Origin of the sequence: Pueribacillus theae (genome assembly GCF_003097615.1) — a bacterium.
Classification (GTDB): Bacteria; Bacillota; Bacilli; order Bacillales; family UBA6769; genus Pueribacillus; species Pueribacillus theae.
The window spans coordinates 99,259-108,920 of the sequence record NZ_QCZG01000006.1; the positions used below are offsets into that span (position 1 = coordinate 99,259).

At 40.7% G+C, this 9,662-nt stretch carries 11 protein-coding genes; 8 read left to right on the top strand and 3 right to left on the bottom strand.

Annotation, left to right across the window (positions count from 1 at the left end; all coding sequences use genetic code 11):
- Positions 1 to 127 precede the first annotated feature (127 nt).
- From argJ to DCC39_RS04760, 3 genes are all read right to left on the bottom strand, one after another.
- Complete coding sequence (argJ, locus tag DCC39_RS04750) at positions 128 to 1,357, bottom strand: bifunctional ornithine acetyltransferase/N-acetylglutamate synthase (RefSeq protein WP_116553739.1); 1,230 nt, start codon at positions 1,355 to 1,357, stop codon at positions 128 to 130.
- A gap of 24 nt (positions 1,358 to 1,381) precedes the next feature.
- Positions 1,382 to 2,419 (bottom strand): N-acetyl-gamma-glutamyl-phosphate reductase, encoded by a 1,038-nt coding sequence (gene argC / locus DCC39_RS04755; protein ID WP_116553740.1) that lies wholly within the window; start codon positions 2,417 to 2,419, stop codon positions 1,382 to 1,384.
- 296 nt (positions 2,420 to 2,715) lie between these two features.
- Positions 2,716 to 3,078 carry a DUF488 domain-containing protein gene (locus tag DCC39_RS04760; protein ID WP_240613534.1) on the bottom strand — a complete coding sequence of 121 codons (363 nt, stop codon included), beginning with the start codon at positions 3,076 to 3,078 and terminating at the stop codon, positions 2,716 to 2,718.
- A gap of 231 nt (positions 3,079 to 3,309) precedes the next feature.
- On the opposite strand from DCC39_RS04760, the gene DCC39_RS04765 reads away from it, so the two are divergent.
- From DCC39_RS04765 to DCC39_RS04800, 8 genes are all read left to right on the top strand, one after another.
- Complete coding sequence (locus DCC39_RS04765; RefSeq protein WP_116553741.1) at positions 3,310 to 5,718, top strand: Na+/H+ antiporter subunit A; 2,409 nt, start codon at positions 3,310 to 3,312, stop codon at positions 5,716 to 5,718.
- A complete protein-coding gene (locus tag DCC39_RS04770) occupies positions 5,705 to 6,127 on the top strand; it encodes a Na(+)/H(+) antiporter subunit B (protein WP_116553742.1) in 423 nt (140 codons plus the stop codon). The genes DCC39_RS04765 and DCC39_RS04770 overlap by 14 nt, the downstream gene beginning before the upstream one ends.
- Entirely contained in the window at positions 6,127 to 6,474 is a 348-nt protein-coding gene (locus tag DCC39_RS04775) for a Na(+)/H(+) antiporter subunit C (RefSeq protein ID WP_116553743.1), read from the top strand. The genes DCC39_RS04770 and DCC39_RS04775 overlap by 1 nt, the downstream gene beginning before the upstream one ends.
- Complete coding sequence (locus DCC39_RS04780; protein ID WP_116553744.1) at positions 6,467 to 7,948, top strand: Na+/H+ antiporter subunit D; 1,482 nt, start codon at positions 6,467 to 6,469, stop codon at positions 7,946 to 7,948. Before DCC39_RS04775 ends, DCC39_RS04780 begins: the two co-directional genes overlap by 8 nt.
- A gap of 6 nt (positions 7,949 to 7,954) precedes the next feature.
- A complete protein-coding gene (locus DCC39_RS04785) occupies positions 7,955 to 8,434 on the top strand; it encodes a Na+/H+ antiporter subunit E (RefSeq protein WP_116553745.1) in 480 nt (159 codons plus the stop codon).
- Positions 8,431 to 8,715: a Na(+)/H(+) antiporter subunit F1 gene (locus DCC39_RS04790; protein ID WP_116553746.1), complete on the top strand. Its 285-nt coding sequence runs from the start codon at positions 8,431 to 8,433 to the stop codon at positions 8,713 to 8,715. Before DCC39_RS04785 ends, DCC39_RS04790 begins: the two co-directional genes overlap by 4 nt.
- Positions 8,716 to 8,719: 4 nt before the next feature.
- Positions 8,720 to 9,079: a monovalent cation/H(+) antiporter subunit G gene (gene mnhG / locus DCC39_RS04795; protein ID WP_116553756.1), complete on the top strand. Its 360-nt coding sequence runs from the start codon at positions 8,720 to 8,722 to the stop codon at positions 9,077 to 9,079.
- A gap of 166 nt (positions 9,080 to 9,245) precedes the next feature.
- On the top strand, positions 9,246 to 9,626 hold the full coding sequence (locus tag DCC39_RS04800) for a cupredoxin domain-containing protein (RefSeq protein ID WP_240613536.1): 381 nt from the start codon (positions 9,246 to 9,248) through the stop codon (positions 9,624 to 9,626).
- Positions 9,627 to 9,662 lie beyond the last annotated feature (36 nt).

The following is a 9,662-nucleotide window of genomic DNA, read 5'->3' on the forward strand; positions in this document are numbered from 1 at the left end:
ACATTAGCGTTTTTTCTGAAAAGATAAGAAAGTATAAATTTGCTCTTTCGCAAATTTAAACTAATCCGGCCTCTGACACCTGAACTCCGAACAAGGACGCGTCAGCGTCTTTGTTCAATCACACATGCTATGAGCGATAGCTTGCATTAATTCTCACGTAATCATACGTTAAATCACAGCCCCAGGCTTTCCCTGAACCATTGCCAACGTTTAAGTCAATTGAAATTTTTATCGTTTCATTTTTCAAATATTCTGTTGCTTCTTCTTCGGAATAAGAAAGCGGTTGGCTGTCTTTTAACAACTGGATATGCCCGATTGAAGTGTCGATTGTCTCTGCATCAACGACTGCTCCGCTATACCCGATGGCAGCGATAATCCGGCCCCAGTTTGCATCTGCGCCATACACGGCTGTTTTCACAAGTGATGAACCAACAACCGTCTTCGCCACTTTTACAGCTTGGCTGTCGTCATAAGCGCCATTTACTTCGACTTCAATTAACTTAGTTGCGCCTTCGCCGTCACGCGCAATCATTTTCGCAAGATCTTCGCATGTTTGTTTCAGCAACTCAACGAATACATCCCATTCTTCATGTTCAGGTGTTAACGCTTCATTCGCTGCTTTCCCACTGGACATGACGAGTACCATATCATTCGTAGATGTATCCCCGTCGATTGTAATGCAATTAAACGTTTTGTCTGTCACTTCCTTAAGTGCAACTTGAAGCATATCAGGTTCAATTGCTGCGTCTGTCGTAATAAATGCAAGCATCGTTGCCATGTTTGGTTCGATCATGCCTGAACCTTTGGCTGAACCGGCCATTGTCACTGTTTTTCCGTTAATCGTTGTCTGGTAGCATGTTGATTTTATGACAAGATCAGTCGTAAGAATTGATTCGTTAAATTGATTCGCGCTTTTTTCAGTTGCTTCGGGATTTAATTTTTTTATCCCAGGAATAATTTTTTCCATTGGCATATCCAGGCCGATAATACCCGTGGACGCAACAGCAACATAATGCTCAGGAAGGGAAAATTGCTCAGCAGTTGCTCTTCTCATCAAATAGGCGTCGTTCTCACCCTGTTTGCCTGTACAGGCATTCGCATTTCCACTATTGACGATAACCGCTTGAATTTTGCCCTCCTCTGCAATGCTTTCTTTCGTTACTTTCAAAGGAGCAGCCTGAATAACATTTAATGTATAAACCGCTGCGGCGCTTGCAGGCGATTCACAATAAATAACGCCTAAATCATTTCGTTTTCTTTTGACCCCTGTATGAATCCCTGCCGCTTTAAAACCGGCCGGTGTTACAATGGTCCCTTTTTCTATCTTCGTAATTTCTTTATGAATCGTTAGCACTATAAATTCTCCCTTCGGATCGATTAACTACGGATAAACTGGAACGAAGTCCAACCCCGTTTTTTCGTCTAATCCGAGCATCATGTTCATGTTTTGAACAGCCTGGCCTGCTGCGCCTTTCATAAGATTATCAATCACAGAAACGACCATAATTCTGTTTGTGCGTTCATCGTAGGCAAGCGAGATATCGCAAAAATTCGAACCATAAACTTCCTTTGTACTTGGAAATGTCCCTTTTTCTCTTATCCTTATAAAATAACAGCCTTCATAAGTTTCACGATATAAATCAAAAAGCTGATCAATATTCGTATCTATGGAAGCCGAAGCATAGATCGTTGCCATGATGCCGCGTGTCATTGGAATCAGGTGAGTGCTGAAAGTAACTGCCCGAACACCGGGGTTCCAACCGGAAAGCACTTGTTCGATTTCTGGAATATGCTGGTGTTCATTTACTTTATAAATTTTAAGGTTTTCATTTGTTTCGGAAAAATGGGTAACCGGCGATACATTCCTGCCCGCACCACTAACACCTGATTTGGCATCAATAATAATCGACTTTTCGTCAATTAATTTGTTTTTAACCAACGGAGCCAGCCCTAGAAGGGTTGCCGTCGGATAACACCCTGGATTGGAAATGAGCTTTGCTTCCTTCAAATCTGTGTCAAGCCATTCTGTCAGGCCATATACCGCTTCGTTCAGCCAGTGCTCTTCAGCCGCTTCTTTTTTATACCATTTTTTATACACTTCACGATTTTTAATCCGGAAATCACCGGACAAGTCGATCACTTTTACATTCTGATTCATCAATTGCGGCACGAGATTTGCAGCTACGCCTGAAGGTGTCGCTAGAAAAACGAAATCAGCTTCGTTTCCGATCTTCTCTATATGAATATCTTCAAGAACTTGAGCTGTAATGCTTTGCAGATGAGGATAACTTTCAATGACCCGATTCCCTTGTTGGCTCGAAGAATGAAAGGAATGAATGGAAACTTCCGGATGCTGGTGTAAGATTCGTACTAATTCCGCTCCCCCATAACCGGTGACTCCGATAATTGCTGCTTTCATTTATTCATCCACGCCCTTCATTTTTCTTAATATCTTTTATTATAGACTGTATAAAAATAAAATCAATAGTATATTTATAAATTTCTTATACTTTTTTCGAGCCTGAATTTGAGTATTATATACCCTTATACCTTCTGTTTAAACAGCAAAATTTCAATCATAAAAAGGGTTAAAAAATGGAAACTCTGTTACTTGTTTTTACCGGAAGAATGAAAAACAGAGGAGATTTATACGTTTTTAGGGTGTTTCGGGAAGAAATCGGAAAGGATACAACACTCATAAAGCCACGCTTTATTTTACATCTCATCGATGATTTCTTTCAAAACTACGGCTTGATTATGCGCTTCATCCTTTGCAGCATATAACAAAGTAACGTTTTGTTCTTCTAATCTTTCTTTAAGTTCAATTAAACTTCTTCGCTGTTCTTCATTTTTTGCAAGTTCTGCTTTGTAACGTTGGCTGAATTCGGGGAACTTTTTTGGCTCGTGAGAAAACCATTTCCTTAATTCATGGCTTGGAGCAATTTCTTTCATCCAAGCATCGAGATTTGCCTTTTCTTTAGAGAGACCGCGCGGCCATATTCGATCAACCAACACACGGTATCCATCATCCTCAGCAGCATCGCCATAGATTCTTTTTATTTTAATTTTATGTACCAAGAGTCTCATTCCCTCCGTTGATTTGTTGCAAAAGTTTTGTTTTCCTTAAGTATAATAAAGAAATTATAGGTTGACTAAACGAAAAAACAATGTTATCTTTTCCCTATCTTAATGAGTTTAAAATTACATACTGTTTTACTTAGGAGGAGTCTGTCACTGACAGGCTCCTTTTGTCTTTTTTAGGGTTTTCCACCTTTTTCCAAAAAATAACCAGATCGAAGGGGGATTATTTTGTCACCTGTATTTTTAATCTTTGTGCCAATGTTGGCAGCAATTCTTGTACCTTTTCTCTTTAAAAAAATCAAAAATATGCATACTGGATGGTTTGTGTTGGCCATTCCATTGGCATTGTTTATTGTGTATGCTTCTTTTGTTCCAGTAACGATGAAAGGGGAGTTCATCGTTTCCGAGCTTCAATGGATTCCTTCTCTTGGGATTAATTTTATTTCGTATATTGATGGGCTCAGCCTTCTCTTCTCTCTTTTAATTACCGGGATCGGCTCATTAGTCGTGCTTTATTCTATTTATTATTTAGATAAAAACCGTGAGTCATTACATAATTTTTACGTATTTCTGCTTATGTTCATGACTGCAATGCTTGGTGTTGTCCAATCTGAAAATTTAATTGCTCTTTACTTGTTTTGGGAACTTACTTCGATTTCATCATTCTTATTGATTGGCTATTGGTTTACACGGGATCGTTCGCGTTTCGGTGCGTTGAAATCAATGCTGATTACCGTCTTTGGCGGTCTTTTAATGCTCGGTGGATTTATTCTTTTAGGAATTATGGGCCATACGTTTTCCATCAGGGAATTAATCGGACAAACCCCTGAACTTGCATCAAATCCTCTATTTATTTTGGCTCTCGTTCTCGTGTTGTTCGGTGCTTTTACAAAGTCTGCTCAATTTCCGTTTTATATTTGGCTGCCGGATGCAATGGAAGCCCCGACGCCTGTTAGTGCTTATTTGCACTCAGCCACGATGGTAAAAGCTGGGCTATATTTGGTCGCAAGGCTAACTCCAATTTTCGCCGTTTCTAGTACGTGGATTTGGCTTGTTACGGGCATCGGCTTATTTACTTTATTCTGGGGGTCGCTATTTGCGGCGAAACAAAAAGATTTGAAAGCGATCTTGGCTTTTTCAACCGTCTCTCAATTGGGTCTCATTATGTCGCTTTTAGGAGCAGGTTCGATTGCCTACCACGTTGACAATGCGGCAAATTCCGTTTTCAAATTTGCAGCTTTTGCGGCCATTTTCCATCTCATTAACCATGCAACGTTTAAAGGCAGCTTATTTATGATTGCAGGAATTGTTGACCATGAAACAGGCACACGGGACATCCGTAAGCTTGGCGGATTAATGAGCATTATGCCGGTAAGCTTTACGATTGCGCTGATTGGCTCTTTTTCAATGGCCGGGCTGCCGCCATTTAATGGGTTTTTGAGTAAGGAAATGTTTCTAACGGCCATACTGGCTTTAAGTGATTTCAATCTTTTTTCGTTCGATGGATTGGGAAGTTTATTCATTGTTTTTGCTTGGGTTGCAAGCGTATTCACTTTTGTTTACAGTTTTTACTTTCTTTTCCATACTTTTGCAGGTAAACATAAGCCGGAAGAATTGCCTAAACAAGCTCATGAAGCGCCTTTTGGCATGCTTTTGCCGGCTGGCATTTTAGGGTTGTTTGTTATCATGATCTTCTTTATCCCAAATGTTGTCGGCAATGCTTTTATTAAACCTGCTGTCGCGGCCATTCAGCCGTTTTTGTATCAAACCCCATCTGACATCGACATTACGATTTCCGCATGGCATGGGTTCAATACGGAATTTTTTATGACGGTTGGCATTTTCCTGCTTGGCGGCTTGTTATTCTGGACTCTTGAGAAGTGGCGGAAAGCATACGATCTTGTTCCAAATTCCCTTAACTCTTTATACGATGGGATGCGTTATATGAGCGAAACTGGGGCAAACCGTTTTTCCAATTGGTATATGACAGGCTATATCCGTACGTATCTTATTTACATTTTTACTTTTCTCATTGCCGCTGTTACAGGGACATTGCTTCTAAAAAATGCTTTTGTCATTGATTTTGAAAGTGTGTCTTCCATTAGCATTTACACGATTATCGTTATTGTTATTTTAATCGCCGCTACAACAGCGATTTTATTTGCGAGGTCTAGGCTGACTGCCATTATTAGCCTTGGGGCTGTCGGCTTTAGCGTGGCGCTATTATTCGTTATTTTCAAAGCGCCGGATTTGGCTTTAACCCAGCTCGTTATTGAAACGGTTTCTGTGGCGCTCTTTTTGCTTGCGTTTTACCACTTGCCGGAGATAAGCCGAAATGAAGTTCGGATGAGGTTCAGATTGCGGAATGCTCTGATCGCATTTGGTGTCGGTGTGACCGTCACATTGGTCGCTTTAGCTTCCTTTGCGCAAAAAGCGTTTCCTTCGATTTCGGAGTTTTATAAGGAAACGGTCGAAACTGAAGCCGGAGGCGGGAATATTGTTAACGTGATCCTTGTCGACTACCGTGGTTTTGATACATTGTTCGAGATTACCGTTTTGGCAATCGCCGGAATCGGGATTTATGGAATGATTAAACTTCGTTTGTCCAGAAAGGAGAATAAGCTTGAAAACAAATGATGTCATCTTAAAGACAGGGACGAAAGTCGTCTCATTTATGATTTTTCTCTTTTCGATTCATATCTTTTTTGCAGGCCACTATACACCGGGCGGTGGATTCGTTGGAGGGCTTTTAGCTTCAAGCGCAATTGTGCTTCTGTTGCTCGCCTTTGATATTAAAACAGTTAAAAAAATATTGCCGGTCAACTATATTACAATCACTGCAGCCGGCATCATTATCTCTATCTTAACAGCATCGGCAGCTGTCTTTTTCAATAAGTCGTTTTTCACTCACTTTTTTGACTATTTTCACTTGCCTCTTTTAGGTAAAACATCACTGCATACGGCGACGTTGTTCGATCTTGGTGTCTATTTAGTCGTTGTCGGCGTTACGATGACCATTATTCAGACGATTGGAGAGGATGAATAATGGAAATCATAATGGCTTTTGTAATCGGCTTCCTATTTATGGCTGCCACCTACCTTTTTTTAACGAAAAGTTTGTTGAGAGTGATTATAGGCACAGGATTGATTAGCCATGGCGCTCATTTGCTTATTCTTACGATGGGTGGGCTCGGAGGAAAAATTCCTCCTGTTTTGACAAATGGAGCCGCTAATGGTGATTACGCCGATCCTTTGCCTCAAGCGCTTATTTTAACAGCGATTGTGATTAGTTTCGGAGTGACAGCGTTTATTCTTGTTCTTGCGTACCGTGCGTATCAGGAGCTTGGAACAGATAATATGGACATGCTGAAGGGAGACGACAACAATGAATAACCTGATTCTTTTCCCAGTTATCGCTCCATTTCTGTTCGCTGCTATTTTAATGTTTATCCCTAAAAAGGTGAAGCTCCAAAGGGCCTTAACCATTGTTGCCTTAACTGTGACGATTCTCGGCACCATTTGGCTGCTTGTGCGCGTCTATCATGAAGGGGTGCTTAGTATGACTCTAGGAGATTGGCAAGCGCCATTCGGGATAACGATGGTATCTGATTTGCTGTCCGTACTTCTCGTGTTAACGACAACTGTTGTTACATTATTTGTTGTGCTTTACAGTTTTCCAACCATTGGAGTACCGAGGGAAAAATTTTATTATTACTCAGGTGTCCTTTTTCTGCTGACAGGTGTCAATGGTTCTTTTACAACAGGGGATTTATTTAACTTGTTCGTCTTCTTTGAAGTGCTTCTTATGGCTTCCTACCTCCTTATCGTCATCGGAGGAGAGAAAGTCCAACTAAGGGAATCAATAAAATACATTTTAGTTAACGTCATTTCATCAGCATTTTTTGTTATTGCTGTCGCCTATCTTTATTCCATTACAGGAACACTGAACATGGCTGATTTGGCTGTAAGAATTCCACAAATTGAATACGTTGGGATTTTGACGACAGTCGCTGTCTTATTTTTAGTCGTATTCGGTTTAAAAGGGGCCATCTTTCCGCTTTATTTTTGGCTGCCGAGTTCTTATTCCGCTCCCCCGACGGCAATTCTTGCTTTGTTTGGCGCGCTGTTAACAAAAGTAGGGGTTTACGCGATTATGCGTACATACACCCTTTTCTTTACGATGGATATCGGCTTTACCCATGAATTGCTTGCATTTCTGTCGATTGCAACGATTTTAGCCGGATGCATTGGGGCACTTGCTTATTTTGACGTAAAAAAAATTATTATTTACAACGTTATCATTGCGGTTGGCGTCATTTTATTTGGGGCTTCACAGTTAAACGAATCCGGCCTGCAAGGGGCTCTGTATTACATCTTTCATGACATGATCATTAAAGCGGCGTTGTTTTTTATGATTGGGTTAATTGCCATTTTGTTCGGAACAACAGACTTAAGAAAAATGGGCGGCCTTATGAAAACAAAGCCTGCCCTTGGCTGGTTCTATTTAATCGCCGCATTTGGACTAGCGGGCATTCCCCCATTAAGCGGATTTGCTGGCAAATTGCTCATCGTTAAAGGAGGATTTGAAAATGATCATGTATGGGGCAGCATCATTATCCTCGTAACGAGCCTTCTCGTTCTTTTATCAGTGATGCGGATTTTTATTTATGCATTCTGGGGTGAGCCGGTAAAAGTCAATGAGATTCCGCGCTCAACATACCGGCAAATGTTTATCCCTTCTATTGTTCTTGTAGGGTTATCCATTTTGTACGGAATTGGAACGGAATGGCTTTATCCTTTTGTTTCCGATGCAGCGAACGTGCTTCAAAATCCATCCATCTACATTGATGCGGTGTTAAAGGAGTAGATGACATTGCCTAAGCAAATCTTGTTAAACTTTTTTCTGGCGCTTCTCTGGATGTTTTTGACCGTTAATTATTCACTTACCGCATTGATTATAGGCTACCTTTTAGGCCTTGGCCTTCTTTTCATGATGCGAAGATTTTTTAAAGAACGCTTTTATCTTGAACGTGTTTGGGCAGTCATTGTTTTATTTTTCATTTTCCAGCGCGAATTATTGCTGTCTAACATTCAAGTACTTATGCTTGTTCTCCGTCCGCGCTTAACAATTAAACCAGCGATTTTTGCTTTAGAAACGGATTTAAAAGAGGACTGGGAGATTACCCTGCTTTCCAGCTTGATTACACTGACGCCTGGCACGCTTGTTATCGACGTTTCCCACGACCAAAAAACGTTATATATCCACGCGCTTGATGTCAGTGATATAGACGAAGCAATTCATTCGATTAAAACGACGTTTGAGAAAGCGATTATTGAGGTGAGTAGACCATGATCTATGTTTTTTGGGGGGCTCTCATTGCAGTAGCAGCAGCAATGGTTGGGTTTGTTTACAGAGTCATTAAAGGGCCGACGATACCTGACCGGGTTGTAGCGCTGGATGCGTTGGGTGTCGCTTTAATTTCAATCATTGCCCTGTTATCCGTTGTAATGAAAACGCAGTTTTTCCTTGAAATTATCCTTCTTTTAGGAATCTTATCTTTCATTGGAACGGTTGCTTTTTCTAAATTTATAGAGAGAGGGGAGATTTTTGAACGTGACGACAACAATCATTAATGTGATGATTACTATTTTCCTTGCGATTGGAATTGTTTTTACCGTTGTTGCTGCGATCGGTGTGATACGCTTTCCGAATGTGTATTCAAGGATTCATGCCGCTTCAAAAAGCGCAACGCTGGGCGTCTTAAATCTTTTATTGGCAACGTTCCTTTATTTTTGGCTCATCGAAGGCCATTTTAATTCAAGACTGTTATTGGGAATCGCATTTCTTTTTATTACTGCTCCGATCGGCGGGCATATTATTGCCCGCGCAGCTTATATGTCTGGTGTAAAACTATCGAAAAAAGCTGTTCAAGATGACTTAGCGGCAGTTGTTAAGGCGCGTCAAATGATGGGCCCCAAAAATCATAAAGCCGATTAAAAAATTAGAAGGTGCATGCCTAAGATTTAAGTTCCGAGTCACGAACCGATTCGTGAAACTGTGACATTTCAGTGAAAGTCACAGTTCCGTGATTTTTCGGCGATAACCTACCCCTCCTTTTGATTTAAAATAGCATTTGTCAAGAATTTCAAGGGAGGCGTACCTTGTGATTAAAAATCTGCAAATGTCACTTTGTTTAGCTTTTATTTTTTTATTAGTGGCATGCACAGACAAAGAAAAATTTGAATCCATTGATGATCCAAGTGTCAACAAGAGCCACGCAAGCCCCCCTGGTGAAACAGTTACGTTAGAAGCAAGTTATTGGACGTTTGACCAAGAAACATACAAAGTTCCGGCTGGTGACGTGACCATCCATTTGAAAAATAAAGAGGGGTTTCATGGAATCATTATTGAAGGAACTGACGTAAGCATTGAAGGTGACGGTTCTTATCATACGACGCTTGAACCTGGGGAATATAAAATCTTCTGCAGCATTATATGTGGCACAGGCCACAGCGACATGACAGCAACACTAATCGTTGAATAGGAAAGGAGACGGTGCGGAAAAAGTTGTGTAAATAAG

Bases quoted from the DNA above. Each gene is read 5' to 3' on its own strand.
- argC (WP_116553740.1), bottom strand. From the start codon at position 2,419: ATGAAAGCAGCAATTATCGGAGTCACCGGTTATGGGGGAGCGGAATTA.
- DCC39_RS04775 (WP_116553743.1), top strand. From the start codon at position 6,127: ATGGAAATCATAATGGCTTTTGTAATCGGCTTCCTATTTATGGCTGCC.
- DCC39_RS04780 (WP_116553744.1), top strand. From the start codon at position 6,467: ATGAATAACCTGATTCTTTTCCCAGTTATCGCTCCATTTCTGTTCGCT.
- DCC39_RS04790 (WP_116553746.1), top strand. From the start codon at position 8,431: ATGATCTATGTTTTTTGGGGGGCTCTCATTGCAGTAGCAGCAGCAATG.
- mnhG (WP_116553756.1), top strand. From the start codon at position 8,720: ATGATTACTATTTTCCTTGCGATTGGAATTGTTTTTACCGTTGTTGCT.